General features: G+C 59.0%; 15 protein-coding genes and 10 pseudogenes. 10 read left to right on the plus strand and 15 right to left on the minus strand.

Translation table 11 applies throughout. The features are described 5' to 3' along the window. Window positions 1–78 precede the first annotated feature (78 nt). Window positions 79–822 (plus strand): carbonic anhydrase family protein, encoded by a 744-nt coding sequence (locus AK36_RS22080; RefSeq protein WP_045579196.1) that lies wholly within the window; start codon window positions 79–81, stop codon window positions 820–822. Window positions 823–1,033: 211 nt separating this feature from the next. Here AK36_RS22080 and AK36_RS22085 read toward each other — a convergent pair. Next, window positions 1,034–2,166 (minus strand): annotated as a pseudogene (locus AK36_RS22085) (IS3 family transposase). A 92-nt stretch (window positions 2,167–2,258) separates the two neighbouring features. On the opposite strand from AK36_RS22085, the pseudogene AK36_RS33275 reads away from it, so the two are divergent. Beyond that, a pseudogene (locus AK36_RS33275) lies at window positions 2,259–2,345 on the plus strand (plasmid pRiA4b ORF-3 family protein); the annotation flags it as partial. 116 nt (window positions 2,346–2,461) lie between these two features. Here the strand turns inward: AK36_RS33275 and AK36_RS30315 are convergent. The 6 genes from AK36_RS30315 to AK36_RS22115 form a co-directional block, all read right to left on the minus strand. Continuing rightward, complete coding sequence (locus AK36_RS30315; protein WP_052691568.1) at window positions 2,462–3,574, minus strand: EAL domain-containing protein; 1,113 nt, start codon at window positions 3,572–3,574, stop codon at window positions 2,462–2,464. Window positions 3,575–3,893: 319 nt separating this feature from the next. After that, the gene (locus AK36_RS31590) at window positions 3,894–4,598 is read right to left on the minus strand and encodes a LuxR C-terminal-related transcriptional regulator (protein WP_080484355.1); all 705 of its coding nucleotides are present in this window, start codon (window positions 4,596–4,598) and stop codon (window positions 3,894–3,896) included. A gap of 807 nt (window positions 4,599–5,405) precedes the next feature. Next, window positions 5,406–6,569: a fimbrial protein gene (locus tag AK36_RS31595; RefSeq protein WP_224383380.1), complete on the minus strand. Its 1,164-nt coding sequence runs from the start codon at window positions 6,567–6,569 to the stop codon at window positions 5,406–5,408. A 51-nt stretch (window positions 6,570–6,620) separates the two neighbouring features. Next, window positions 6,621–9,110: a fimbria/pilus outer membrane usher protein gene (locus AK36_RS22105; protein WP_045579199.1), complete on the minus strand. Its 2,490-nt coding sequence runs from the start codon at window positions 9,108–9,110 to the stop codon at window positions 6,621–6,623. Window positions 9,111–9,229: 119 nt separating this feature from the next. Next, the gene (locus AK36_RS22110; RefSeq protein WP_045579200.1) at window positions 9,230–9,949 is read right to left on the minus strand and encodes a fimbrial biogenesis chaperone; all 720 of its coding nucleotides are present in this window, start codon (window positions 9,947–9,949) and stop codon (window positions 9,230–9,232) included. A 68-nt stretch (window positions 9,950–10,017) separates the two neighbouring features. Further along, a complete protein-coding gene (locus tag AK36_RS22115) occupies window positions 10,018–10,674 on the minus strand; it encodes a fimbrial protein (protein WP_224383379.1) in 657 nt (218 codons plus the stop codon). Window positions 10,675–10,926: 252 nt separating this feature from the next. On the opposite strand from AK36_RS22115, the pseudogene AK36_RS22120 reads away from it, so the two are divergent. Continuing rightward, window positions 10,927–11,409: pseudogene (locus tag AK36_RS22120) on the plus strand (DNA polymerase Y family protein); the annotation flags it as partial. Here AK36_RS22120 and AK36_RS31600 read toward each other — a convergent pair. The 3 genes and pseudogenes from AK36_RS31600 to AK36_RS22125 all read right to left on the minus strand — a co-directional run. Then, window positions 11,388–11,870: pseudogene (locus AK36_RS31600) on the minus strand (transposase); the annotation flags it as partial. The pseudogenes AK36_RS22120 and AK36_RS31600 overlap by 22 nt on opposite strands. Continuing rightward, window positions 11,867–12,684, minus strand: a protein-coding gene (locus AK36_RS31605; protein WP_106919343.1) for an IS5-like element IS402 family transposase whose coding sequence is annotated in 2 segments (ribosomal slippage) — window positions 11,867–12,336 and window positions 12,336–12,684 — 819 coding nt in all. Because the reading frame shifts where the segments join, the coding sequence is not laid out codon by codon here. The gene AK36_RS31605 and the pseudogene AK36_RS31600, both read right to left, overlap by 4 nt. Before the next feature lie 103 nt (window positions 12,685–12,787). Beyond that, a complete protein-coding gene (locus AK36_RS22125; RefSeq protein ID WP_080938718.1) occupies window positions 12,788–15,856 on the minus strand; it encodes a hybrid sensor histidine kinase/response regulator in 3,069 nt (1,022 codons plus the stop codon). Window positions 15,857–16,175: 319 nt separating this feature from the next. Here AK36_RS22125 and AK36_RS22130 point away from each other — a divergent pair, with 319 nt between their 5' ends. The 5 genes and pseudogenes from AK36_RS22130 to istB all read left to right on the plus strand — a co-directional run bounded on the left by AK36_RS22130 (window position 16,176) and on the right by istB (window position 20,035). Further along, window positions 16,176–16,787, plus strand: coding sequence for a response regulator (locus AK36_RS22130; protein ID WP_414629665.1), 612 nt, complete (start codon window positions 16,176–16,178; stop codon window positions 16,785–16,787). A 76-nt stretch (window positions 16,788–16,863) separates the two neighbouring features. Continuing rightward, window positions 16,864–17,127: pseudogene (locus tag AK36_RS22135) on the plus strand (transposase); the annotation flags it as partial. A 64-nt stretch (window positions 17,128–17,191) separates the two neighbouring features. Next, window positions 17,192–17,380 (plus strand): annotated as a pseudogene (locus tag AK36_RS34815) (IS30 family transposase); the annotation flags it as partial. Window positions 17,381–17,766: 386 nt separating this feature from the next. Then, complete coding sequence (gene istA, locus AK36_RS22140) at window positions 17,767–19,245, plus strand: IS21 family transposase (protein WP_414629667.1); 1,479 nt, start codon at window positions 17,767–17,769, stop codon at window positions 19,243–19,245. Beyond that, the gene (gene istB / locus AK36_RS22145; RefSeq protein WP_045579179.1) at window positions 19,238–20,035 is read left to right on the plus strand and encodes an IS21-like element helper ATPase IstB; all 798 of its coding nucleotides are present in this window, start codon (window positions 19,238–19,240) and stop codon (window positions 20,033–20,035) included. The genes istA and istB overlap by 8 nt, the downstream gene beginning before the upstream one ends. A gap of 123 nt (window positions 20,036–20,158) precedes the next feature. Here the strand turns inward: istB and AK36_RS22150 are convergent. Continuing rightward, window positions 20,159–20,380, minus strand: a pseudogene (locus tag AK36_RS22150) (transposase); the annotation flags it as partial. A gap of 235 nt (window positions 20,381–20,615) precedes the next feature. Here AK36_RS22150 and AK36_RS31620 point away from each other — a divergent pair. Further along, complete coding sequence (locus tag AK36_RS31620; RefSeq protein ID WP_059606722.1) at window positions 20,616–21,851, plus strand: IS110 family RNA-guided transposase; 1,236 nt, start codon at window positions 20,616–20,618, stop codon at window positions 21,849–21,851. Window positions 21,852–21,858: 7 nt separating this feature from the next. Here AK36_RS31620 and AK36_RS22170 read toward each other — a convergent pair. After that, window positions 21,859–22,959: pseudogene (locus AK36_RS22170) on the minus strand (IS256 family transposase); the annotation flags it as partial. A gap of 66 nt (window positions 22,960–23,025) precedes the next feature. On the opposite strand from AK36_RS22170, the pseudogene AK36_RS31625 reads away from it, so the two are divergent. Further along, window positions 23,026–23,325: pseudogene (locus tag AK36_RS31625) on the plus strand (DUF932 domain-containing protein); the annotation flags it as partial. Window positions 23,326–23,537: 212 nt separating this feature from the next. On the opposite strand, the pseudogene AK36_RS22180 reads toward AK36_RS31625, so the two are convergent. The 3 genes and pseudogenes from AK36_RS22180 to AK36_RS22185 all read right to left on the minus strand — a co-directional run bounded on the left by AK36_RS22180 (window position 23,538) and on the right by AK36_RS22185 (window position 26,015). Continuing rightward, window positions 23,538–24,242: pseudogene (locus tag AK36_RS22180) on the minus strand (nucleotide-binding protein). A gap of 9 nt (window positions 24,243–24,251) precedes the next feature. Next, on the minus strand, window positions 24,252–24,713 hold the full coding sequence (locus tag AK36_RS31630; protein ID WP_080938721.1) for a hypothetical protein: 462 nt from the start codon (window positions 24,711–24,713) through the stop codon (window positions 24,252–24,254). 960 nt (window positions 24,714–25,673) lie between these two features. Beyond that, window positions 25,674–26,015: a helix-turn-helix domain-containing protein gene (locus AK36_RS22185; protein WP_045579206.1), complete on the minus strand. Its 342-nt coding sequence runs from the start codon at window positions 26,013–26,015 to the stop codon at window positions 25,674–25,676. Window positions 26,016–26,113 lie beyond the last annotated feature (98 nt).

Here is a 26,113-nt window from a genome sequence, read left to right on the forward strand (position 1 = left end):
TGCAACGGTTCACTTTTCATTGTAGTGTTCTGATGCGTCAAGCATCCGTAATGGAAAAACCAAATCCTAGAGGTGTAAATGAATCATCAAGACAGTGAATGCTGTACCGCGCATCACATCGGGCGCCGCACGACCCTGAAATCTGCACTGGGGCTTGCAGCACTTGGAATCGTCGGCGGGATTTTTCCCGAGGCCGCTGACGCGGCAGCCTTGACGAAGGCGCAGCGTGATGCGATGACGCCGGACGACGTGTTGGCAATGATCAAGAAGGGCAATGATCGATTCCGTGCAGGGAAAATGCAAACGCATGACTACCTCGCGCAGAAACGGGCGAGTGTGAGCGGCCAATACCCCGCCGCCGTGATTCTGAGCTGCATTGACTCGCGCGCTCCGGCGGAAGTGATTCTCGATGCCGGTATCGGCGATACGTTCAATGCTCGCGTCGCTGGGAACATCGCCAACGACGACCTGTTGGGCAGTCTCGAATATGCCTGTGCAGTGGCCGGCTCCAAAGTCGTACTGGTAATGGGACACACGTCATGTGGGGCAATTAAGGGGGCCATTGACGGCGTGGAACTCGGCAATCTGACGGAGTTGCTTGCGAAAATCAAACCGGCGGTCGACGGCACGACGTACACGGGTGAGCGGAGCAGCAAGAACGATGAATTCGTCGATGCGGTCGCTACGACCAACGTTCAGCTGACGATCAGCGAGATCCGTCGCCGGAGCAGCGTGCTGGCCGACCTGGAAAAGAACGGGAAGATCAAGATAGTTGGCGCCATGTACCACCTGGTAGGCGGCAAGGTGGTCCTCCTGAGCTAACCCGGTCTTTCGTGCTTCTCCCTTTGAAGTACAGCCTCGGTTGCTTCGGGCGCGGCGAAAGCAAGCGGCCGGCAAACCCGTCCCGAGTTCAACCGAGGTGCTCGATGGCTCGCAGCTGTGACGCGAGGGCAATGCGATCGGACACACGAGAGAGGTGGCCTCACTCGTTCGGCCAGTTTTCTGAGATTTTTAAGTGGGACGTCCGAGGCAATCATGCTGCCGATTTGATCGCAGGCAGCCTCGCGTAGTATGCCTCATCGGGCGTCCGACCCGCCAGGCTCGAATGGGCCCGTTTTCGGTTGTACAGCTCAATGTAGTCGCCGATGGAGCGCCGGGCATGGCTGACCGACTCGTAAGCTCGCAGGTAAACCTCTTCGTATTTGACGCTGCGTCACACGCGTTCGACGAACACGTTGTCGCGCCCAGCCCCTTTGCCGTCCATCGACAGCCGCACGCCTCGGCCCAGCACCGCCTCGGTGAAGGCTCCCGCCGTGAACTGGCTACCCTGATCGGTGTTCACGATGTCGGGGTGCCCATAGCGGGCGAACGCCTCTTCCAGCGCTTCAACGGCATGCACGGCTTCCAGCGTGATCGCCACGCGGTGCGTGAGGATCTTGCGACTGGCCCAGTCCACCACCGCAGTCAGATACACGAAGCCGCGCGCCATCGGGACGTAGGTCGTGTCGAGTACCCAGGCCTGGGTGGCCCGCTCGATCTTCGTGCTGCGCAGCAGATACGGCCAGACCTTGTGCTGCGCGTTGCGTCGACTCGTGTTCGGCTTGCAGTACAGCGCCTCCATGCCCATGCGCTTCATGAGCGTGCGTACGCGGCGGCCAACCTCGTGGCTTTCCCGGCGCAGCAGGCGAGCCAGCATGCGCGCACCGGCAAACGGAAACTCCAGATGCAGTTCGTCGATCCGGCGCATCAGCCGTTCATCGACTTCGCTGACAGGCCGCGCCCGGTAATACGCGCTCGATCTCGCGATACCAACAAGCCGGACTTGCTGCGAAACCGGCAACGCATGGCCACGGTCAATCATCGCTCTGCGCTCAGCAATCCGGCCTTGGTGAGCGCACCGCTTAAAAAATCATTTTCCAGGCTGAGTTGGCCGATCTTGGCGTGCAGGGTCTTCACGTCTACCGGTGGCTCGCTCGACACCGGGCTGGCCGCACCGAACACGTCGGCCGCGCGCTCCTGCAACTGTCGTTTCCATTCCGTGATCTGGTTCGGATGCACATCGAACTGCTGCGCCAATTCGGCGAGCGTGCGCTCGCCCTTCACTGCCGCCAGGGCCACTTTCGCTTTGAACGTCGCTGAGTGCGTGCGTCGAGTTCGTTTCGTCATTTTCTCGGTTTCTTTGCCTGCATTATCGCTGGCTCAAGCCCCGATCGTTCCACTTATCCCGCTGTCCGATTTTGCGCGGCCACCTCTGTTGCCCCGGCGTCGATGCCGAACGGTTCGATCTGCGTGCTGCTAATGCCACGCTGCTACGTATGGCATCCAATCGTTGGGGGAACCGGTAACTCACGCCGTCAAGATGGTATCGGCTCCACGCTTACGCTCAGGGGCTTAACCTTGCCATGTATTGCTGAGATTTGACCGACTTCGCGCGAATGCAATTTCGCGGCCTACTGTGGTGTCACGAAGAAGTTCCCGATCCGAATGAATCGACCAATGTCTGTCCATTGACCAACCCAAGCTTCACAAAGCACTGTAGGAACTGGTCAGATTTATTCAAATTAACAAAATTCATTCGAATCACGTCGTTCAAGCCATTGCCCAAGCCCGTGGCGATTGCAGAATGCCGCCCATACAATACGCTTGACAGCCCGAACGCATAGGCGAGCCTCGCATCGTCACGCGTCTTCTCTTCGTCTTTCCAGTCCATCAATGCATCCGCAATACGCTCGAACTGCTGCAGCGATTTCTCTATCGATCCGACGGTTGAGAATTCCGACTTCCCCAATCGTACCGGCCTACCGATGTGATAACCCTGTACCCATTGCGCCCCAGACAACACGGCCGTGCGCAGCCCGGCAATGCCTTCTATGCCCTCTACCACCACCTGCTTTGCATGGCATCGGGCGCGGGCCACCAACTTCTTGAACCGATTGCATTGCGTCTGGTCACCGCAATCGGCCGGTAACATTCGACCGGCGATCTTGACGATGTCGAGTTGTGCGATGTGCGTGCTATTCTCCAAACTAAATCCATCGCCAAAATCGTCCACAGCAATGGCACATCCGCTAAGACGCAGGCGTTCGACGAACATACGCCCTGACACTGACGACAGTTGCGTGGTTTCGGTGATCTCAACGACCAGACGACAAGCAATATCTGGCCTATTTTCAAGTATCAGGAAGATTGATTCCCACCACTGGAAATTATTTGCACTTTGCGCAGAAATATTGATGCCTAAGCGTAGATCGACATTGGAATCCATTAAATCGATCGCCATGCTGACGATATATCGATCAACGAATCGCATCAATTCAAGCCGCTCCAGACTGGGTATGAACTCTGACGGATATACGATCGGAAGTCCGTCCGCGTCGACGATTCTCACCAAGCATTCGTGATATAGCACCGCTGCATCGTCCCGCACGCTCACAATCGGCTGAGCCCAAAGCATCACCCTGTCTTGAGCGATCGCCGCCAACACCGTGCCTGCGAGCCCAAGGTCAGAATCCGCATGACGCCGCATATCTTGGGCTAATCGACGTTGCATGAGCGCCTTTACGCATTGGATCATGTTCCCTCCCTACGGTGGAATGATGACGATCTACGTGCCCCCGCCGGGCGCTTGACCGGCATTGGGGTATTCGTACTTTTCGTGCAAACTCTGGCGGTTAGTCGCGCAGCCCCTTATCCCTCAAGGCTCCCCTTCCCTGCGACATCTTTTCAAAACACGATTTTGCAAATAGTTGGCCAGAAAGGTATTTTCGATCCAAAGTGCCAGGATTTTCATGAAGTGTACAAATGCCCCTTACGCGACGGATGAATTTGAACCAGACGCCAACTGACTTGTCGATCCCCAGTAATTCAATTCGAATTCTTGGTCACGACCGACATCAAGGCGCATTCACTTCCACATCGCCCGCGCTTCGAAAATTCAGCTGCTCATTCGGATTATGCGTAGCCAATCCATTCAATATGAACGAAATGAACTCTATATCGTTTGACACCCCGAGCTTGCGCATCGCGCTTCGCTTGTGCGAGCTGACTGTCTGCTTACTGCGCTTCAGGAGGAAAGAAATTTCAGTGACGGTATTGCCCGCCACGAATAGGCTCATTACCTCAGCTTCTTTTGGAGACAGGTCGGCAATCGTATTGAGCCGGCTCGTATAAATACTCTCGGCAATCGATCTGATGGTCGGCGAATTATATGTCCCACCCGCAAAGGCCGCATGAATTGCAGTGATGACATGGCCGATTGCGTCGGCCTTACTGACCACAGAAAGATTTTTCCGGGACAGAAGAGTGTGTATCACGGCTGCATTCTTTAATGTCGTGAGAACGACAATACCAACGTTCGGATATTCTCGTTGGAGATATTCGAAGAGCCAGGGTCCGCCACAGTATTTGTCCGTGTACATTGTGTACTCGCAGATTACAACGTCGCACGGCGTGCGCTGCAGCATTTCAATCAGATCGACCGGACTTTGGCAGGCGCCGATGAGATCTATCTGACCAGCGTTTTTGAGAATATTTTGTAATCCGATCAGAACAGAAGGATGATCGTCGGTAATTGCAACGCGGATGGAGAAATAGTTCATGTGTTCATGCCTTGCTATTTATGTGGGTTCGTCGTGCCTGGTCGCCTCCTTTCGTGCCGACGCAGAGGTGTATTACGCTTTAGCTACCATACCCACGAGCTTTCGCTTTGCGCCTTGGGAGAGTTCAAACCCGGAACCCTTTCCCGCGCCGCCAATTTGACAGTCAGTTTACATATTGCTTTTCCATGTGAATATCGTACATGTCAGCTATTTGATGTGCTTTCGATCGTATTTGTACGAAAATGAAGTGCAAGACCCGTATGCGCCAGCGCTGGTAGTACAGGTGACGAACGATGGCTGCCGGGAATGCACGGTGTCGAACAGGTTAGTCATCAGGACAACGATCTTGCCGGTGGAGGCCACGTGGCGGACCAGCAGAGGCGCTTCGATAGGTCGCGGTTCGGGGTTTCGAGAAAGTGGACCAAGTGCTACCCCTGACGGTTGCAGCTTGCAACCTGACGCGGTTGAGATCGCTGACCGCGTTGCGCCCGCATAGAGCCTGAGGCCCCAGAGTGGGCACCGGAAAGCCCACGACGTTGATCCATTCGCATTGGAATCGACCGAGCAAGCCGAAAGCGACCGCTTTGCGGTGATCGTCGTGAACGGCAGAATGGAAAATACGTCAGGACGGACGGTAATTGAATGGCCTGCTAGAGCAAGCCAATTCTGAATTGACTCGTTATTCGAATAGACGATCTATGAGCAACAAACATTCGCCCCGAATTCGTTCGAACCGGGGCCTTGATCTAGCATCAGCTTGCTCGACAGGTATCACGAAGGTCGCGCATGACAGGTCGCACACGAGATTTATTGATAGCTCATCGTGAACGTCGCAACTCCATTTGCCGTTCCCGCTTTCACGCTCCCGGCTGTCTGCACGTAACGAGCCCACAGCGGTATGACCAGCCCGGACCCACCTTGCTGCACTAGCCCGCCGAACCATTGATTGGTGTTTCCCTCCGCAGAAGAGTCAGGGCCATATCCGAGCACTTCGTCATCCTTCAGAATCTCAATACGCACTCCGGCGGCCGTAGAGCCCTTCGAAAGCGACAGCATCTTCCCCGTATTCGTGGGAGTCGTTGCGTCTCTCAGCGTGACATACGCCGCGATCGCGGTTCCCTGGGCGCCGCCCGAACAGGACAGACGGATCTCGAAGGGTTTGGATGGTGAGGTTGAACCCACACCGGTGAATGTAGTCGCGGCCATTGTCTGCCCCATCGCTACCTTGATGCTCTTCGTAGTGACCGCGCAGGTTGGGACCATGGGTACCACACTAACTGGAGTGGCGAAGCTAAATTCGACCATCGACGGACCAGACTTGGAGGTCGCCGCAATGCGAGCGTAAAGATCTCTCATTAAACCACCCGCGGTTATGTTCCCGGTTTTAATTAATTGAATCGTTGGATTAATTTCTCTACTCCAAAAACTTTTCCCCACAAGTCCATTTGAATATGGCAAAGTTTTATTTCCAAAAATAATTCGCATTCCAACATTCGGCACAGTTGTCGGGTAGATATTGTCTGCTCCGGGGGTACCGACACCCACATACCAAGCTTCAGCTTGCGGGCTGCAGACCGTTTGGGGCCCAAACTGCCCCCCCCCCGAATTTGTGATCGTTGCAGTGGGCTTCCCTTCATATATTACCCCGCCGATTGGAATATCGGCTGGATTGAAGGGCGGTGGATTGAAGCCTGTGGTGGAATAGGTATAGTAAGTTAGTGAATTGGTTATAGTCGAAGCGGGATTGCACTGGGCAGCAGCCATCGCATGAATCGGCAACGCCGACGCCAGAATAAGTGATATATATTTCAATGTTTTCATCGGAATATTTTTTCCAAAAAAAGAGTTTGGATCATGCCCTGGGCCGATTGTGCGTATCCACCGATAGTACTCGATGTCACATCCAAACATGTGATCGCGACCAGCGTGTTGAGTAGATCGCCTATAGAGATAGGCCTGCTGACGCTCCATTCACGATATCCCTGTATCGACACGCCACTGCATCCCGTGCCGGCATGCCGATCAGCGCCCATCCATTTGGCAGACCATCGCCACACGCTCGTACGCAACCGACTTCTTCCGTTCCGGCAACGCATAGCTGCCTTCGCACGAACCCTCGCTCCAGCGAATCGACATGCGCCCCTGCTCCTTGATGCCGAACACGAGTACGCGTGATGCATCGTCGACCATGCCGAGTACCTTGCCGCTCTCGTCGTAGGCCGTCGCGCCGAACGGTACCTTGCCGCCATTCGCAGTCGTCACGTCGAACTGGACCCGGCGGCCCATCTCCGCTGAGAACGTCGCCTTCACGATCGCGCCGCGCGTTGGCACCACCGACTTCGAGTTGTCGGTCAGGTCGGTGTCGAAACCGAGGCTCTCGGTGTCGACGCTGAGCCAGTTGTAGCGATACGGCTGCACATACGGCAGGATCGCGTAGCCGCTGCGATCGGTGCTAATGCTCGATGACGACGAGAACCGCGCACCGCGCACACCCGGCACTTCGGCGATCGCGAACGTCTCGCCAACCGTCTGGCCCAGCGTCACGCCACCGCTGTGCGCGACGACGGAACCTGCGGCGCCGACGTTCATGTGCTTGCCCTGACCGGACTGGTTGTAGTTCGTCGTCAGTTTGGCCAGTGGTGTATCCCAGCCGAGGCCCACACCGCCCGACCCTCCGGAATTCTTGCGGTAGTCGCCTTGGACCGAGTAGTTGACCGTGTTCGCTTCATTCAGGAAGCCGTTCACGCCGACTTGCGTACTGACGTCGCCGTTCGTCGATGCCACGGTGTTCGCGAACATGCGATGCGAACGGGCGCCGCCGCCGAGCGGAATGCTGATCGACGCGGTGAACTGCGTGTCGGAGCGGCCGAACGGACCCGAATCCCGTGCGTGTGCGACCGCGACGCTGTAGCTGAGATTTTTCAGCGCGCCGCTGTAGCCAAGCTGGATGTTGCGGCTCGCCCCGCCCTGGCTCCAGTAGCTCGTCTCGCCAATACTCGCGTACACCGACCCGTCCGTGCCCAGCGACTGGTTGATGTTCAGGTCGACGCGACTCTTCTGGCGGTTATACCCGCTCCCCCACTGGCGATCGAGGTCGTCGACGTGCTGGCTGAATGTACGATAGCCATCGGTCGAATAGCGATAGCCGACCATCGTGAAGGTGGTTTCCGTCGCTTTCAGCGTTTTCGAATAGAGGAACCGAAAACTTTGCCCGCTGGACTTGCGGCCCGTCGCGTTCGACTGGCTGTGCGTAATGTCGAACGACACGCCGCCCAGCGGCGAGTTGTATCCGACCCCGAGCGCAATGGCCGCGTACCGCTCGGCGCCGATGAAACCGCCATAGCCGGTCAGGTTGTCGGACACGCCGTAGACCAGCGAGCCCTGCGCGAACATCGGCCGCGACTGGCTATAGCCGCGATACTGGCCGGCCGAGAACGAATAGCGCATCGTGCCGCTACGAATCATGACCGGCAGATACGAATAGGACTGCCGGTACGTGCGCACGCTGCCGTCGGATTCGATGATCCGGATCTCGAGGTCGCCGTTCGAGCCGCTCGGGTAAATGTCCCGGAATTCGAACGCCCCGGGTGTGACGGACGTCGAATAGATCACATAGCCGTTCTGGCGAACTTCCACCACCGCGTTGCTCTGAGCGATGCCGCGCACGACCGGCGCATACCCGACCTCGTTGTCCGGCAACATGCCTGTATCGGAACTGATCTGCGCGCCGAGAAAGCGTACACTGTCGAAGATCTCACCGGACGAGTACACCTCGCCCGCGGACAGCCGCCCCTTGATGTGCTGCAGGTCGCGTTCCACATAGGTGCGGTTCGCCGCCAAATCGGACGGACTGCCGCGACGCCACGACAGCGCAGATTCGTTGCGCAACCGCCACGCGCCGATGTTGAGGCCGTTGCGCAGCCCGATATACGCGTAGTCGCTGCGATATCCGGAATCCGTATCGTGACTAAAGTTCGCCTGATAGTTCGAATAGGCGGCGGTCATGCCCTGGTCCCAAAGCGACGGATCGACGTAGCCGCGCGTTTGCGTTGGCGCATAGGCCTGCGGCACGCTGACATCGAGCGTCAGTGTGCCGACGTCGAAACTCGTTGATCCGCCGTCGGCAAGTGTGCCGAGATCGACCGGCGAGTCGTCCGCCAGCCCTGCTGCCAGTTTGTGCTCGCGCTCGAGGCGATTCACGTCGACGCCCAGCGCCTTCAACAAGCCGAACGTGATCACCGGGCGAACCTCACCCGACGCATCGGCCTTGAACAGGACCGACTCACGTCTTGCACGTCGCTGATTCAACGACACATCCACATCGTAGATGCCCGGCGCAACCGAACTACCCTTTTCGAAATACGAAAGCTCGACGGGACCGTCCCCCTTCTTGAGGAACAACTCGTTGAACTCTGCTGCTTGCCCAGCCACGGGGGTCATAGCGACACCGAGCGCCATCAGATAGGACGCACGCCGACAAGCCTCTGCGATTTTCTTGACAGTTGTGTTCATGACGTGGATTGCGAGCTCTTTCTCCTCGGTGGAGGCATCAGAAATGCGCGCCCTTTTTTAATTAGTAAAACTGATTAATGTGCCGCGATAGACACGGCCATCCTCATGTCACGCGGGAGCTATTTCGTCACGTCTGACTGAGTGTCGACTGTCGCGCCGAAATCGTTGATCGACCCAAACTCGACCTTCGCATTCGCCGGCAGCGCCTTTCCAACGAGATTCTTGACGGCCAGGCGTTTCGACGATTTCGGTTCGATCATTTCAGCGACGACAGGATACGTGTTTGCGCCCGCCTTGAGATTCACGTGACCCAGCGACACGAAGTAAGGGGAGTCGTTGACGACTTCCAGCGCCGGCTTGCCGCTACCCTCGCTCCAACGCCACTTCAGCTGGCCCGGCGCATCTGAGGGTTCTCCGGACAAATCGGCAGGCCGGTAAAAGAGCTTGATCCGCTGCCGCACCGCGATCTGCAACGAGTTGTCGCCCTTCGCCTTTTGCGGAATTTCCTGCACGCTTAGCCAGAACACCGATTCACGATCGGTAGCGAGCCCCTCACCCGCATAAAAGATGCGCAGGATCTGCTGCTTGTCGCCGCCGAGGCGGCTCAACGACGGCGTGATTGCAAAGGGCAGATCGCCTTTCGTGCCATTCGGCAACTCGATCCAGGACTGGATCATCACGTCGTCCGGCGACTGATTCTTGACGACGACTGACGCTTCCTTGCTCTTCGCTGGATAAACGATGCGCGTGCCAGACAACGAAACGCCGGCATGCGACGAAATTGAGAGGAACAGTATCGAGCCGGCCGCGACCAGCCCTGCAATGAGCGATTTCTTCATGGCGGATTTAACTCTGGAGGCGGCGGTGAAACGGCACGCCGTGCCGTTTCACCGCTCGATTGGGGGATTTACTCGTACGACAGCGTAAACGGCAGCGTGCCGTTCGCGGTACCAGCGCCGATCTTGTCGCCGTTCGCGACGTAGCCAGCACGCATGTTCAGAGCTGCGGCGTAGGTCGGCGCTTCAGCCGTGCCGCCCTTGACCAGCGGTGCATCGATCGTCTCGTTTGCCGCCAGGTTCAGCAGCTTGTTATTGCCATCATAGATGCCGATGCCGACGCCCGTGGCCGTGCCCGAGATCTGCAGCAGGTTGTTGTTCTTGCCGTCGAGGCCCGAACCTGACTTCGCGTCGAACTTCACCTTAACGAGCGTCAAATCGGTCGCCGTGTTGCCGCAGTCGAGGCTCAGATCGATCGACGTGCCGCCTGCGATGCCGTAACCAGCGGTGCCGCCGATCGAATCCGCACTGACCGTGCCGAGGTTGACCGCGATGTCCTGGTTGCCCTTCTCGCCAGTCACGTTCGTGCCAGCACCGCCGGTGATCGAGCACGACGCCGCGGTGATGTTGCCCGTGAAGTTGATCGTACCGTCGGCTGCCATGGCCGAACCTGCTGCGAACATACCTGCGACTGCTGCGAATGCGATGAATTTCTTGTTGAGAGCCACGCTTTTCTCCAATGAAAGGTGATTGACAAACTCCTTACAGAGCGAGGTCAATGATGCCAATTCACCGATGCTTTGTATCTAGTTCGTGAACGATATTTGGCCCTCTATATATAGGACGAGTACGAATATCAATTTTTCGCCGCTTTAATCCATTGAATGTTAAATGGATTTTTCAATCTCCCGGGGTCAAACTGCATCAAGGAACGGTGCTATGCGCGTACGCTTTTACTGGCGAAGGACAGCAGGCGTGACAAGCGATCGCTGCACCGCCCAGGCCGATCGCCATCGCCGGGCGATGCGCGGGGGCTCGTCGTGCTCGAGGGCGGCCGCGTCGTGGCGCTCGATCGCGCCGCTCGAGAGCGCGAACTCGTGCTTGGGGTTGCTTATGCGCTCCTGCAGTTCACACCGAGCGTCGTCGACGCCGACGAAGCCGTGGTGGTACTCGACGTGACGGCGGGCCTGCGCCTCTTTCACGGCATCCGCGCGCTCGCGCGCGTGCCTCTCATCGTGGCGCCGGACGCCCGGCGCTATGCGAACTGGTTTGAGGATCTCGGCTGCGAAACGCTCGCCGATCTGCAGCGCTTGCCGCGCGCTGGGTTGAAGAAACGATGCGGCACGCAACTGCTCGACTGGCTCGACCAGGTCGCCGGCACCGCGCCGGCCGCCTACGACTGGCTAGAAACGCCGCCGTCGTTCGACACGCGCGTCGAACTGATGGACCGCGTCGAGCACGCCGAGGCGCTGCTGTTCGTCGCGCGCCGGCTGATCCTGCAGCTGACCGGCTGGCTCACCGCAACCTGACAGTTGTCCTGCTTGCCCAGTTGGCCGCAGTATTGCCGCGCTACGCCGACCGAATGCTTACCCTTCTTGGGGAAACCCGTGTCGTCAATGATCCAGTACAACCCGCCAGCCGGGTCCATGTGCGGCAGCACGCAGCGCCGCACTTGCTCGAAAAGCGCCGTATCGGACCATTCCGACTTCACCACGAAATGATGCAGCGACTGGTGTCGCGCGCTTACACGTTCCGGTTCCAGATGTGCCGCCAGCGGCTCGACGCTCTTGCGCCGAATTGGCAGCATCAGCCCTTGGCAATAGCCCCTCAATCCTGAGTCGCGATCGTTATGCCCAAGCGCTTCACACAAATGTTCCAGATACGCCTCGAATGACGTCTCTCCCAGTCCATCATTCCTCACGCCATGGATGAAGAAATTTCTATAATGGCATGAATTTATTGACACAGTAAGAGACGGTTTCATAAAGACTGATCGGCCCGCCGAAGGGTATTCCAGCAGATCAGACAGCAACCGAGTTTGAGGAACGCGCTGTGAATGTCTGCACGGCGCTCGAAACGAATACGGAGACGACGGAAGTGATGCAGCCAGGCATGCGTGCGTTCGACGACCCAGCGATATTTGCCAAGGCCGCTGCCATGTTCGGTACGGCGCTTGGCGATCACTGGCTCGATACCGCGATCGCGCAACGCGCGCCGATGTCGCTCGGAGTCGTAACCGCGATCCGCGTAGACCACACGCGGCCGCTGCAATGGGTGGCCACGCAATCCGCGGATCGGCGGAATCGCGTCGATCAGCGGCAGCAATTGCGTGACGTCGTTGACGTTCGCGCCGGTCAGGATCGCGGCGAGCGGCGTACCGTTGGCGTCGGTGACGATGTGGTGCTTGGAACCGGGTCGCGCGCGATCGGTGGGGTTTGGCCCAGTTTTTGGCCTGCCCCAACGGCGCGAATCGATGATGAATCGACGGCGGCTCGTGAGAAGTCGATCTGGTCCGCTGCGCGCAGCTTTGCGAGCAGTAGCTCGTGCAAGCGATCCCAGACACCGGCTGCTTGCCAATCGCGCAGCCGGCGCCAACATGTCACGCCCGAGCCGCATCCCATTTCGGCCGGCAGGTCGCGCCAGCGTAGTCCGGTCTTGAGAACGAACAGGATGCCGGTCAGCGCGGCGCGATTCGAAACAGGCAGGCGGCCCGGGTTCTTCTCGCGCCGCGGCTTGGGTGGCGGCAGTAACGGCTCGATCAGTGCCCACAATTCATCGTCGATGATCGGCTTGGCCATCTCCTCAGTCTCGGTTGTTCCGATGCCTGAGGTTAACAGCTCACCGCGAAAGTTAACAGCCCCACGGGGCCTTTTTGAAACCGTCTCTAAGATTAGACGTGCTCTATTCCCCGTTTCCTGAGCCGTCCCCAAGCTGGCCGACTTCTTCGCTTCGCGCTGTTGCAGCCAGTGCGGAGGATACTCGTCTCTTCACGTCCGACAGCGTCTCCTCGATATCACGGGAAGCGGTGTTCGAATCACCGGCGAGCAACGCCTCAAGTTTCGAACATGCGTCGACGACTTCTCCGACATGAATCATCGAGAATGCCCCCTTAATAGAATGAATCTGCGCTGATATCGTCGCCCGGTCACCTTGCGCCATCGCTGCCTCCGCCGACTGAAGCGATTCAGCGGTGAGCCGCTCCAATGTGGTTCGCGATTCATCCGATAGCACCGAAGCCGCATGCCCGGGCACCGTTTCGATCGCCGCCGCTGCCCGAGGATCAGCCGCTAGCATCAGATAGCGCCGCACTGCCGCATCGATCGAGGCAAGCGACATCGGCTTGAGTAGGATGCCGGATATGCCTGCCTCGCGAAACCGCTGTGAATCGGTAGCGGTGACGTCAGCCGTGATTGCAATGATCGGTGTCCGCGCGCCTTGACTATGTAGGCAAGCAGCAAGTGTATAGCCATCCATGACGGGCATCGCAAGGTCAGTTAGCACAAGATCGTAGTGCCGCTCATTGAAGTGTCGCAGCGCGATCAGACCGTTCTCAACGATGTCACTCGTATAGCCCAGTGCAGCGAGCTGCTCGCGAATCAGTTCGCGATTCACTTCGTGGTCTTCCACCACGAGCACGTGGATGCCGCGCGTATCTGGCTCTACCTCCGTCGCTTGCGACCCAACAGCGTGTACCGGCATCGCTCCGATGTACGGGAGAATCGGCAGCATCACCGTAAAGACACTGCCATGGCCCACCTCGCTGGCCACGTCGATCGAGCCGCCCATGCCCTCAGCCATGCGTTTGCACAGTGCCAGCCCCAGCCCCGTTCCGCCAAATCGACGCGTAACCGACACGTCAACCTGCTCGAATGCATCGAAGATGCGTGCCAGACGGTCCGACGGAATGCCGATCCCGGTGTCGGTCACGCGGATCACGAGCCGCGATGCTGCTCCACCCTCGCCCATGCCCACGTCGATTGAGACGTGCCCGCGATCCGTGAACTTAATAGCGTTACCCAGCAGGTTTGCGAAGATCTGACGGATTCGCCCAGGATCGCCGATGACGTACCGCGGAAGCGCCGGATCGATCGAGGCTTTCAATTCCAGCTGCTTGCGCTGCGCGAGCGGCATGAACATCATGATCGCCTCGCGAATGAGTTCCGCCGCATCGAACCGGATCGATTCGAAACTCATCTCGCCTGCCTCGATTTTCGAAAAGTCAAGGATGTCGTCGAGTATCCCCAGCAAGGCCCGCGACGATGACGTAATGATCCGCACCCGCGCAGCGACCGGCGCAGCCTGCGGCAGCCGCTCAAGCAGCTCAAGATGGCCAAGAATCCCATTCAGCGGCGTCCGGATTTCATGACTCATCGAGGCAACAAATGCACTCTTAGCTGCGTTTGCACTGTCCGCTGCCTGCTTGGCGGCAGCAAGCTGACGTGCCAGTTGTCTGTCAGACGTGACATCCGTCAGCGCCGCCACGACCACCGGTTGCCCTTGGTAACGAGACGGGGCCAATTTCGCGGCAACATCGATCATGGTGCCGTCTTCGGTGGGCAGGTTCAGCTCGAAATCGAATGCCGGTGATTCACCGCGGCGCGACGCTTCAAATGCGGCAGGTGCATGATAGTTGAGTACGTCGCCGATCCCGGCGCCAACCGCCGTCGCAATGCGCCTTTCGAGTGCCTGCATATGTGCGCTTTCCAGCAACACTCCATGACTGTTCGCGTTGACAAGCGCCAGTCCGACCGGTGCGGTTTCGATCAGAGTCCGACTCAGATGCTCGCTTTCGAATATGCGCTGCGAGCGCTCGAACAGTGGCGCGAGAATCCTGCGATTGAACAGAAAGACAAAGACCCACAACAGGACGATGGCGAGGCCGGTGACAATGGCAGGTGCCGTAATATCCCGCGCAACGCGAGCGGCGACGATTTGAATTGGCAACGAATAGACCAGCGTCCATCCGGTCGCGCCAAGCGGCGCACACATCAATAGGTTGCCGTCGCCGTATGTCTCGGCAGCGTCGCCCGGCGCCGGAGCCGATTTCCGGCAACCGCCCACAACGTGCCTGATCTCCCCCCCCCCGAATCGACCGGATACCGTGCTAGTCACCGGCTCAGTGCGCTCGTCGAAGACCCAATACGCACCGGGAAATGACCCTGGCACTAATCGATCGAGTAGTCGCTCCGGGCTGAATTCGCCCGCTACGACTGCGGACGGTCGGCGGTTCACCTTAACGAGCGCCAGGACACGGAACTTCGATCTCCCGCTCAGAGGATCGATCGCTGGAGGCAGCCAGCGGAGTGACCGGGCGCCGCCTTGCTGCGCAATAGCCCAGGGGGCAAGATTCGAGAGTCCCGTTCCGTAGTAGCTCAACAGACGGAGCGGATCCCGTATGGTGCGCTGCGCCTGTGGACTTAATACATCGGGCAGCGGATTGATACCAACCATGGAAGCGCTCGGCGTGACGATATAGCCGCCCAGTCCCCATCGAAGGTCGACGGCGTCGTTCATCGTCTTCACCAGATTACCGCTCGAGCCAGCAGTGTTCTTCGTGACGGCAAGGAAATGTTCCTCCGATTCACCGTCCGCTCGCTGTATGCTGGAAAGACGGAGAACAAGTGCACCGCGCGCACCCGGGCCTGCGGGGAACACAATCCGACCGCCTTGTGCCTCGAACGTCCTCACATCGTTCTCGTCTCCCGAGCCGGCGCTCTCCCACGCGGCCTCGATTCCCGTCGCGACAATGCGAACCCGGGTTTCACTCGCCCGGGCGATGTCCATGACGCGCCCCAGATTACGCTGGAACGCTTTCCGCTCATCGTTAAGCTCCTCTCGGGCGAACCCGATGAGCGCCAGCACGAATGCGAACAAGATGAAGAGCGTCAGCGCAGCCGCGCCCAAGAACAGAACGTTCCGATGATGGACGCGAAAGCGGGCGAGAAAACTGGCAGGTGATGATGGACGCATGGCTGGCAAATATCGATTACGCTTGATGCTAGGTGAGTTTGCATGTCGCAGTCCTCGGCGTGCTGTCACGGTTCGCGACGCGGGAACGGAGGACCTCGTGCACAGCCCACCCAGCCCACGGGCGAGCGGGAGGTTGCCAGCCGGCCGAGATTGAATACACTACAGGGAGCATATCCTAGTATGCTTCACCTCCTGGCGTGGCGAGCGATCGGAGATGCTAGGAGAATCGTAATCGGCAAGAACATAAGACGGGGAAATCGTGAGGGCTAGAAACGAGTTTTCGATTAAGGTCGTAATCGCGGACGATCATCCTACTATATTGAGCGGTCTCGTTTATACGCTGGAGCACGTCTCTACGATCGAAATCGTTGCGACCTGCCGGAACGCGCCAGAACTGATTGCCACGCTCGAGAAGCAGCCATGCGACGTGGTGGTTTCCGACTACTCAATGCCCAGTGGCGAGAGCGTCGATGGACTAGCGCTCTTCGAACACTTGCGGCGCCATTTCCAGAATGTTGGCATCGTCGCACTGACGATGATGGATAGTCCGGCAGTCATACGTGCGCTTATGTCAGTCGGGATTAACTCCATCCTCAGCAAATCGGATGTCACTGGCCACATCATCACGGCTATCCATAGCAGCTATGCGGGCGGCTCATACTTGTCCCCGACCATCGAGAAGGTTGTGACGGGCAACGAAGCCGTGAACATCGGGCAGCTGCTGTCTCCACGCGAACTCGAAGTTGCGCGGCTATTTGCATCAGGTCTATCGATTACCGAGATCGCTAAGCGGCTGAATCGCAGCAAGCAAACTATCAGCACGCAGAAGGCGATGGCAATGGAAAAACTCGGCGTTGGGGGCGATGCTGAACTTATCCGGTACGCACTCGAAAGCGGATTGGTTACCTCTCCGCCCGCCCCGAAAAGTTAGGTTCATTGAGCTTCCCCTGAAATTTCGCCTTCCATCGAGTCATGTATAAACTCGACGGAAAGGAAGGGAATCAGGGATGTTCAAGGTACCGAAACAATCGTACACGCCGGAATTCAAGGTTGCAGCCGTGCAGCGGGTCAAGGACGGCCAGGGCTTTGCTATGGTGGCCCGGGAACTGGGCATGTCGGAGCAGACGCTGCGCCACTGGGTAAAGGCCGAGGCGTCGGGCAAGCTGAATGGAGCCGGAGCGAAGCCAGTTACGCCGGAGCAGATGGAGCTTTCGCGCATGCGCGCCGAGATCAAGCGCCTGCAAATGGAACTTGAGATCGCAAAAAAAGCGGCGGCGCGTTCAACTAGTCATCGCAAGACCTTCTGGTCTAATGTCGCCCCAGGAGGTAAGGTAGGTGAGCAAGAAGAAGCGGTGTGGGCTATCCGCCGGACAAAAAGCGTTGTTGTGGCAAAGATGGAAAGACGGTGAGTCGTTAAGCGACATCGGCCGCTCGCTAGGCAAGCATGCAGCATCCATTCACGCGATTGTTCGACCCCACGGCGGCATCATGCCAACGGCAAGGAAGCGGTCGGCCCGGGTCCTTTGCCACATGGAGCTTTTGCCTGATTGCGCCAAGCTTGTCTGGCGAACAAGCAAGTTCCAGGGCCATGGCCTCATATGCATCGAGGGTAAGCACGAGACCAGTACCGTCTGTGAACGCTCGGTGACGAGTGCCATGATGTCCTATGAAGGACACGAATGACCGGTCGTGTCCACGATAGGAGTTGTGGACAGAGTGACTCAGACAGTCGAGATCCCGCCGAAACGGCAAACTCGCCGACATCCGACTGTTGATGTCCACGCAGAACTGACCCACCTGAGGCTGTAATTTTCATCGAATTTTGACCCACGTGATTGAATGCCCTGCTCAATCTTTGAGCAGGGGATACAGAGGTGATCACGGTGGGCATATTGGCCAAGATCAGGCGGATGTATTTCCGCGAGAAGGTCCCGCTGCGCGAGATTGCCAGGCGCACGGGCCTGTCCCGGAACACGGTGCGCAGCTGGCTTCGGCAAACTGATGCCGTTGAGCCGAAGTACCCGAAGCGCGTCAGCCCGAGCGTCGTCGACGAGTGGGCCGCGCAACTGACGGGCTGGCTGCGGGCAGACAGTCATCGCCCGAAGCATGACCGGCGCACGGCCCGGTTCATGTTCGAGGCCATCCGCGGCGAGGGCTACGCCGGCAGCTACGGCCGCGTCAGCGCCTTCGTGAGACGCTGGCACGAGGAGCAGGCTGAAGCACCGCGCAGGAAGGCCTATGTACCGCTGGCCTTCGAACCCGGCGAAGCATTCCAGTTTGACTGGAGCTGCGAATACGCCTTCATCGGCGGGTTGCGGCGACGCCTGGAGGTCGCCCACGTCAAGCTCAATGCCAGCCGGGCGTTCTGGCTGGTCGCCTATCCGACCCAGAGTCACGAGATGCTGTTCGATGCGCACGCCCGCGCATTCGCCGCGTTCGGCGGCGTGCCGCGCCGCGGCATCTACGACAACATGAAGACCGCCGTGGACAAGGTCGGCCGCGGCAAGGAGCGCGCGGTCAACGCCCGCTTCGAGGCAATGTGCGGCCATTACCTGTTCGAGCCGGAATTCTGCAACCGTGCCGCCGGCTGGGAGAAGGGCATCGTTGAGAAGAACGTGCAGGACCGGCGCCGCCAGATCTGGCACGAGGCTGCGCTACGACGCTGGGAAACGCTGGAGCTTCTGAACGAATGGGTCGCGGGCCAGTGTCGTCAGGCCTGGCAGATGCGGCACCCGCAGTGGCCCGAGCTGACGGTCGAGGACGTGCTGCAGGACGAGCGCACCAGGCTGATGCCCAATCCACGCCCGTTCGACGGCTATGTCGAGCAGACCCTGCGGGTGTCGTCGACCAGCCTCATCCACTTCCAGCGCAACCGCTACAGCGTGCCCACCGAGTATACGAACCAGCTGGTGAGCGTGCGCTGCTATCCGGCATATCTCAGCGTCGTCGCCGACGCCCAGGAGATCGCACGCCACGAACGCAGCTTCGAGCGGCACATGACCTTCTACGACTGGCGCCATTACATCACACTGGTCGAGCGCAAACCCGGCGCGTTGCGCAACGGCGCTCCGTTCGTCACGATGCCACAGCCGCTGCAGCAGTTGCAGCGACACCTACTGAAGCACCAGGGAGGCGATCGCATCATGACGCAGGTGCTCGCCGCGGTGCGCGAACACGGACTCGATGCCGTGCTGCTTGCCGTGCAGGCAGCGCTGGACTCGGGACGCCCCAGTGGGGAGCACGTTCTGAACGTGCTGAGCCGGTTAAAGGCGCCCACCACGAGTACCAACCTCGCGACGACGAAACTCCAGCTTACCGAAGAGCCGGCTGCCGACGTGAGCCGCTACGAAACCCTGCGCGCCAACCCACCGGAGGACCGTCATGTCTAACGACATCGCCGCCCAGCTTAAGGGGCTCAAACTGCATGGCATGGCGAGCACCTGGCCAGAGCTGCTGGCGCAGTCGCGTCACACGGAGTTCGACCCGGAGCGCTTCATGAAGCAGCTGCTGATGGCTGAGACGGCGGAGCGACAGGTGCGCTCGATCGCCTATCAGATGACCGCCGCTCGCTTCCCGGCTCACCGCGACCTGAAGGGCTTCGACTTCGCGCAGGCGCACGTCGACGAAGCGCTGGTTCGAGAACTCAGTGACCTGTCGTTCCTCGCAAGCGCACACAACGTCGTGTTCATCGGTGGCCCCGGCACCGGCAAAACGCACCTCGCCTCAGCGATCGGAATTGAGGCCGTGCAGCGCCACGGCAAGCGCGTGCGCTACTTCTCGACCGTCGAGCTGACCAACGCACTGGAGCAGGAGAAGTCCATCGGCAAACAAGGCCAGATCGCCCATAAGCTGATGTACGTCGACCTGGTAATCCTCGACGAACTGGGCTACCTGCCGTTCAGCCAGACCGGTGGCGCATTGCTGTTCCACTTGCTCTCGAAGCTGTATGAACACACGAGTGTCGTGATCACCACCAACCTCAGCTTCGGCGAGTGGGCGACCGTGTTCGGGGACGCAAAGATGACGACGGCGCTGCTGGACCGCGTCACCCATCACTGCCACATCGTCGAAACGGGCAATGAATCCTGGCGCTTCAAGTCCAGTTCTGCCAAGGCGAAGGCAACCAGAAAGAGAGTAGCAAAAGCCGCAGGCAGTGAGGAGTTATCCACACCGGAATAGATGTACTACGCTGTCTCGGGGTGGGTCAGATTTAGATGAAAACGGTGGGTCAAGATTCGGTGAAAATCAACAGAACCGTGGAACCTGTCCGCATTTTTGTGGGCGAGGCGGTTGAACAGCGCGTTATCCGCGCGCCTGCGTGAATCGCTCGCCAAACAGGATAGCAAACTGGTTCATCGCTGATTTCCAGTCGAAGGCGGCCCGCACGGTCTTGGCCAGCACGTTGCGCAGCGCCAGCCAGAGCAGCTTGATCGCGGCCTCGTCATTCGGGAAGTGACCACGAGTCTTGATGATCTTGCGCAACTGCATGTTCAGACTTTCAATGGCGTTCGTAACCGGCATGATATAGCCGGTGCCTCGCGTTCCCGCGCCGAGCGGTTTGAGCGTATGGTGTGACCATCCGGGACATGGGGCACTGGGGAGCACTTCGGGTGGGCAGGCCGTTCCTATACGATGAGCCGCGAGCTCGTGTTAGTAGTTGGCCGCCCCTGCGACCCGCCCGGTTGCGCTGCGAGCGCGAATCCGTAGTTGTCGTGCTGTCCCACCGGCTCCCAACAGTGATCTGAAACGGGAGACGGTTATGCGAATCGTAGGGTTAGATGTGTCGCGCTCCGTGGCCGAGATCGCGTACCTGGAGGATGGCACGCTGCATGCAGGCGGCCGCACCGGGTTGCGACGCGATGAACTGGAGCGCTTTGCGGCAAAGCTGCGTGCCACCGATCATGTGGTACTCGAAGCGACCGGCAATACCACTGCCATCGTCAACGTCTTGCGCGCGCATGTCGCGCGTGTGGCGATTGCCAATCCGCTGCAAGTTAGGCTGATCGCGGAGGCTCGCGTCAAGACGGACAAGATCGATGCAGCCGTGCTGGCACAGCTGTATGCGAGCGGTTTTCTGCCGGAAGTATGGATGCCGGACGAGCACACGCTGGCGTTGCGTCGACAGATCGCGCGCCGCTCACAGCTGGTGCGGCAACGTACACGGCTGAAGAACGAGATTCACGCAGTCCTGATTGCACACCTGATCGAGCGGTGTCCCGCCACCGATCTTTTTGGCAAGAAGGGGCGTGCGTGGCTCGGTGTTCAACCGCTGCCACTGGATGAACGACTGGGTGTTGAGCAGCGACTGCGCGAACTGGACCGCCTCGGCGACGATCTGCGCGAGGTGGAGCAAGCGCTCGCGCAAGCGACCATCGACGATGCGCGATTGCGCGTGATGCTAACGATCACTGGCGTGAACACCACAGTGGCGATCGGACTGCTATCGGCCATCGGCGACATCGCGCGGTTTCCGAATCCGGAGAAGTTGGTGAGCTACTTCGGTCTCAATCCATCAGTCTATCAATCCGGTCCGGCACCGGCCAGGCATGGTCACATCACCAAGCGCGGGCGCTCTTATGCTCGGGCGATGCTGGTCGAAGCCGCTTGGGGTGCAACGCAAGCGCCCGGGCCGCTGCGCGCCTTCTTCCTGCGCGTGCGCGATCGCCGCGGCCAGCAAATTGCCGCCGTCGCGACTGCTCGCAAACTCGCAGTAATCGTATGGTATGTGCTGACACGCGGTGAACCGTTCGCGTGGGATCGCCCGGCGTTGACTGCGCACAAACTGCGTGCGCTGGAACTGCAGGCTGGAATGCCGGCGCAGCATGGCCCGCGCAAAGGTTCGGCTGCGGCCTACAGTCTGAAGAGTGTGCGTCAGCAAGAGCGAGCCGTGGCCGAGCAGTCTGAGCGAACCTATCAGAGACTGTTTAACCGGTGGAAACAGTCGCGCCCCAAATCAGACAGCGCGCCGATACGGTGGCCGCAGGCGCGAACATAGCGAACGAGCGAAGCGCGGTGTGGGACTTGTGCATTTCATCCGTTGTGTAGACAACTCGTCGAATCTCCGGCGGAAACACGAAGAACGGTATGACGTGCTCCCATGCACGCTGCCACGACTGCACGATGGTCGGGTACTTCGCGCCCCAAGGGCCGTCAGCGAAGTCTTGCAGTGCCTGCCTTGCCGCCTCCTCGCTGGCGGCCGCGTAGATCGGGCGCAGCGCTGCGGCGAGCGCCTTACGGTCCTTGTAGCTGGCGTACTCGAGACTGTTGCGGATCAGATGCACGATGCAGGTCTGAACGGTCGTGCGGGGATAGGCTGCGCTGATGGCCTCGGCCAGCCCCTTCAGGCCATCGACCACGGCGATCAGGATGTCCTGACAGCCACGCGTCTTGAGTTCGTTGAACACCTTGAGCCAGAACTTGGCGCCCTCGGTCTGCTCGATCCAGAGGCCCAGCACGTCGCGCTGGCCGTCGGCCTGGATGCCCAGGGCCAGATAGACGGCTTTGTTGCTGACCACACCATCGTCACGGATCTTGACCCGCAGGGCATCGAAGAACACCACCGGATACATCGTTTCGAGCGGGCGGCTCTGCCAAGTCAGCGCTTCGGCCATCACCTCGTCGGTGACCGAGCTGATGAAATCGGGAGATACCTCGGTGCCGTAACTCTCGGCCAGAAAGGCCTGAATCTCGCGCACACTCATGCCGCGAGCGTACATCGCGATGATGCGTTCGTCGAAGCCGGTGAAGCGGCGCTCGTGCTTGGGAATCAGGATCGGCTCGAAGCTGCCGTCGCGATCGCGGGGGACTTCGACCCGAACTGGGCCCCGATCGGTGATGACCGTCTTGCCGCTGGCGCCGTTGCGCTCGTTGGCTTGCCCGGGCGGCTTGGACTGGCCTGGTCGGTAGCCCAAATGCAGATTCATCTCGGCGCCCATCGCGCGCTCGATGACTGCCTTGTTGAACGCCAGCATCAGGTCCTGAACCTCGGCCGGCGTCATCGGCCCCTTGACCAACTGGTCCAGCAGTTCCTTGGGCAGTTCAGGCAGCGGCCCGCGGGCCGCTGCCTGACGCGCTACAGTTTGCCTTTTCTTCTTCATTGGCATATCCATGACTTTTACACCTCAAGATATGCCCCGCCCACGAAATCACGGATAGGTCCGAACCGTGACGAGCAGCATGCGTTCGCCCGCTCCGCGCTCGCGCTGCGCTACGATCCAACCGATGCCGAAGCTCCTGCCCCGATTGCCGAAAGCCAGTTGCTCGCACCCCGCCGTTTCGAGGATCGCCGCGACGACCTCTGGACGGTGTTTAACCGGGTGCAGGAAAATCTCACGAAAGGCGGGCTGCATGGCCGCTCGCGGACCGGGCGCGCGATGTCCACACGCCCCATTACCGGAATCGATCAGGACGTAAAGCTCAATCGCGCCCTGTGGATGCTGGCCGATGCCATGCGCCAAATGAAAGTGTAATTGCCGTAGGGCGGCATCGCGTCGCCCTACTCAAACCAAGCCTGTCAGGATAACTATCCATTATGTCCTGACAGGCTCTCCTTGAGTCCGTCATATAAGACATATCACGGCTGCCAAACGGCGGTTGGAAAAGTCTGCGTGGCTCCCGAATATTCTCACCGACCGGGTCGTTCCAATCTCGTGTAACAGGCGCGCGATCGCACCGGGCAACCTCACCGCGCCAATTGCACATGATCTGTCAGCTTGGCGAACATCGTGCCGGATATCGCACGCCAGCGCAGCAGTTCCGCCCGCTCACCAATATGCATCGTTTGCGCCGCCTTTCTGACCGACAGACGTTGGCTACGCAACTCGTCCGCGACGCGATCCGCAAGGTCGGGAAAATCCAACTATTGGCCCGGTGCTTCAACGGCGTTGCGCAATTGTGAGTCCCGATAAATGGTGAATTTATCTGGAGAACCAAAGTAGCCGTTGCGCACAACATGCGTGATTGCGTTCGGGAACGTCGTGCCGAACTTGAGCAGCAATTCGAGACTATCGCGTTGCCGGTTGATGACCCACAACACGACCAGACGCCGGGCGAGCTCATCGAGCGCGCTAGCGAGCGTTCCTCCGTACTGCTCGACACCCGCCTGACTCCGGGCTGCCGTGTTGACGACAACGATCGCGTCCCGGTGCGTATCGCAGAAGTTAACAAAGTCGATCCAGCCGCTGACGTCGTCCAAATTACATGACGCGCACTCGATTTCGGCATGGACCGCTTTCATGACATCAGGATTGGACGTGTCCGTCTCCACCAGCACGACGTTGATGTCCGTGCGTTGCAGATAGTCGACCAGTGCCAGCGTCACAAAACTCTTGCCGACACCACCCTTGCTACCACCAACCATATAGATGGGGGGATTTTGCCTTGCCATGTGAGACCTCTACAAGTTCTCGGTATCCGGGCTGATCGGAAATCCAAGAAAGCCCTGTACCTGTTGCCCCGGCCTGGTTGTCCCCGTGTTCTCTTTCTGCTGCAATCCCGTGCGCGGCGGGTTGTCGCGTGACGCATTGGCCCGTGCTGACTTCCTGCCTCGAGCAGGCGCTGTCGCCTGCTCTCGTGCCGTGTCTCGATTGCCTCGCCGAACCCTTCCCTTTCCGTCCGCACGGCGCATCGCATATCTCAGCGAATTGAGATTCACGTCGATGCCGTCTTGCGCGGCCTGCTCTATCAGTTCATACAACGTATATCCCTTCTCCCGCGCCGCCACGATCTGTGTCTGTATAGATTTGACACCGTCCCCGACCTTGACAGGTTGCGCGTCTTTCGGTTTTTCCGGTAGCGCATCCAGCCTACGACCGAACGCTGCCCACTGTCCTCGAGTAAATCTTCTGGCAACCGACATGACGACCTCCGACGCACACCCTTCACTGCATCTTGCGCACGCGCTTACGCTCCGTCAACCCTCGTTCTATGTCGTTTTCGAAGCAAACAGAATGTAGAGGAATGCATAGGAATATGACGGAACAAGAAATATTTTTGCTCTCGTCAGACGCCTCATCTGACTTCTCATTCGCGCGCGTATGGACACGAATTGCAGTGAACACTGCTGCCCGTCGATTCGCGCTGAATTGCAATCCACAACGCATTCGATGCCACCGGCGCGCACTCGGCATTCACCTCTTCTACCCGGCCCTTTCAACGCCAGCGCTACACGCGCGCACCGGCGTTACGCAGACATTCACCGTCGCGCCACTGCTGACCAAACTCGAGTACCACCGGCACGACGCGACGCGGTGCTTCGGACGCACCAATCACTCAAGACATGCTTTCCGGCATTCTCCACCCGTTTACACGTGATGCGCTCGGGATCATGCGATCGTGTATGCGGGGCTCACTTCTTCACACCGCTGCATCAAACGCGCCGCACACGGCAATTACACGGACGCGATTTCAGAATGCGCATGGCTTGCACATAGCGCATACGGAAGTCACGATCGGCCGAGAAAACAAGATGAAAAATGAGTGACTGCAGGATAGGCTTGCGCCGGTTTTGGGCGCCATGCACCTCTGCACTGCGCGGAATAACAGTTCGAGCGATGGAGAGCCGTTTCGCGTCCTGTGGAAGGTCGGTTACTGTCCGGCTGTGGCTCGGCCCTGTAATAGCCCGCATTACCCTCCCGACAACATAGGTCAATGGTGAGCGGCACACATTAGGAAGTACAGGTCGTCGTTCCTAGGCAGGGATGTTGACGGGACTTCTTCTAGCCAAAGAGACATTGGCCTTACACGGCGCCCCGAATTCGTCTACAGATCACGATCGTCAGATCGTGCGATCCGCGAACGTGCCGACCTTTTAGTCCCCCTACGAATCACCATTCTTTTTCGCACGGTGCGTTGATCCACCCATGGTGTCCATAAGCGCCAGCATTGCAATGCGCTGATCTGCGTCGAGGGCCCTGTATCTGGACAGGATCTGCTGTTCCTCAACAGTCGATGCAAGCGTCGCGACGCGCCCAGTAAGCAGGTAGTACACGTCCACGCCGGCAGACGCCAACCCGACGAGGTAATCGGAATTCGGACGGCGCGTCCCTCGCTCGTAATGAAACTGAGCCTGCTTATGAACCCCGCCCAGCTCTGCAAATTCGGGCTGGGTCAAGCGCATGCGCTTGCGTTCCTGCTTGAGGCGTGTCGGAAAATCATCCATTTGTCATGTTTTGTTCGTTGACAATGGTACAAACGAGTACTAATCTCGTCATACCATTTGACTTCTCGATGTTACCGCACGTTGTCGAGCGGGCGCCG

The sequence above is a fragment of the Burkholderia vietnamiensis LMG 10929 genome (assembly GCF_000959445.1).
Lineage (GTDB): Bacteria > Pseudomonadota > Gammaproteobacteria > Burkholderiales > Burkholderiaceae > Burkholderia > Burkholderia vietnamiensis.

What these genes read in the sequence shown, in the direction of transcription:
- AK36_RS22080 (WP_045579196.1), top strand. Translation starts at nt 79, where the DNA reads ATGAATCATCAAGACAGTGAATGCTGTACCGCGCATCACATCGGGCGC.
- AK36_RS30315 (WP_052691568.1), bottom strand. Translation starts at nt 3,574, where the DNA reads ATGATCCAATGCGTAAAGGCGCTCATGCAACGTCGATTAGCCCAAGAT.
- AK36_RS31590 (WP_080484355.1), bottom strand. Translation starts at nt 4,598, where the DNA reads ATGAACTATTTCTCCATCCGCGTTGCAATTACCGACGATCATCCTTCT.
- AK36_RS31595 (WP_224383380.1), bottom strand. Translation starts at nt 6,569, where the DNA reads ATGGAGCGTCAGCAGGCCTATCTCTATAGGCGATCTACTCAACACGCT.
- AK36_RS22105 (WP_045579199.1), bottom strand. Translation starts at nt 9,110, where the DNA reads ATGAACACAACTGTCAAGAAAATCGCAGAGGCTTGTCGGCGTGCGTCC.
- AK36_RS22110 (WP_045579200.1), bottom strand. Translation starts at nt 9,949, where the DNA reads ATGAAGAAATCGCTCATTGCAGGGCTGGTCGCGGCCGGCTCGATACTG.
- AK36_RS22125 (WP_080938718.1), bottom strand. Translation starts at nt 15,856, where the DNA reads ATGCGTCCATCATCACCTGCCAGTTTTCTCGCCCGCTTTCGCGTCCAT.
- istA (WP_414629667.1), top strand. Translation starts at nt 17,767, where the DNA reads ATGTATTTCCGCGAGAAGGTCCCGCTGCGCGAGATTGCCAGGCGCACG.
- istB (WP_045579179.1), top strand. Translation starts at nt 19,238, where the DNA reads ATGTCTAACGACATCGCCGCCCAGCTTAAGGGGCTCAAACTGCATGGC.
- AK36_RS31620 (WP_059606722.1), top strand. Translation starts at nt 20,616, where the DNA reads ATGCGAATCGTAGGGTTAGATGTGTCGCGCTCCGTGGCCGAGATCGCG.
- AK36_RS31630 (WP_080938721.1), bottom strand. Translation starts at nt 24,713, where the DNA reads ATGTCGGTTGCCAGAAGATTTACTCGAGGACAGTGGGCAGCGTTCGGT.
- AK36_RS22185 (WP_045579206.1), bottom strand. Translation starts at nt 26,015, where the DNA reads ATGGATGATTTTCCGACACGCCTCAAGCAGGAACGCAAGCGCATGCGC.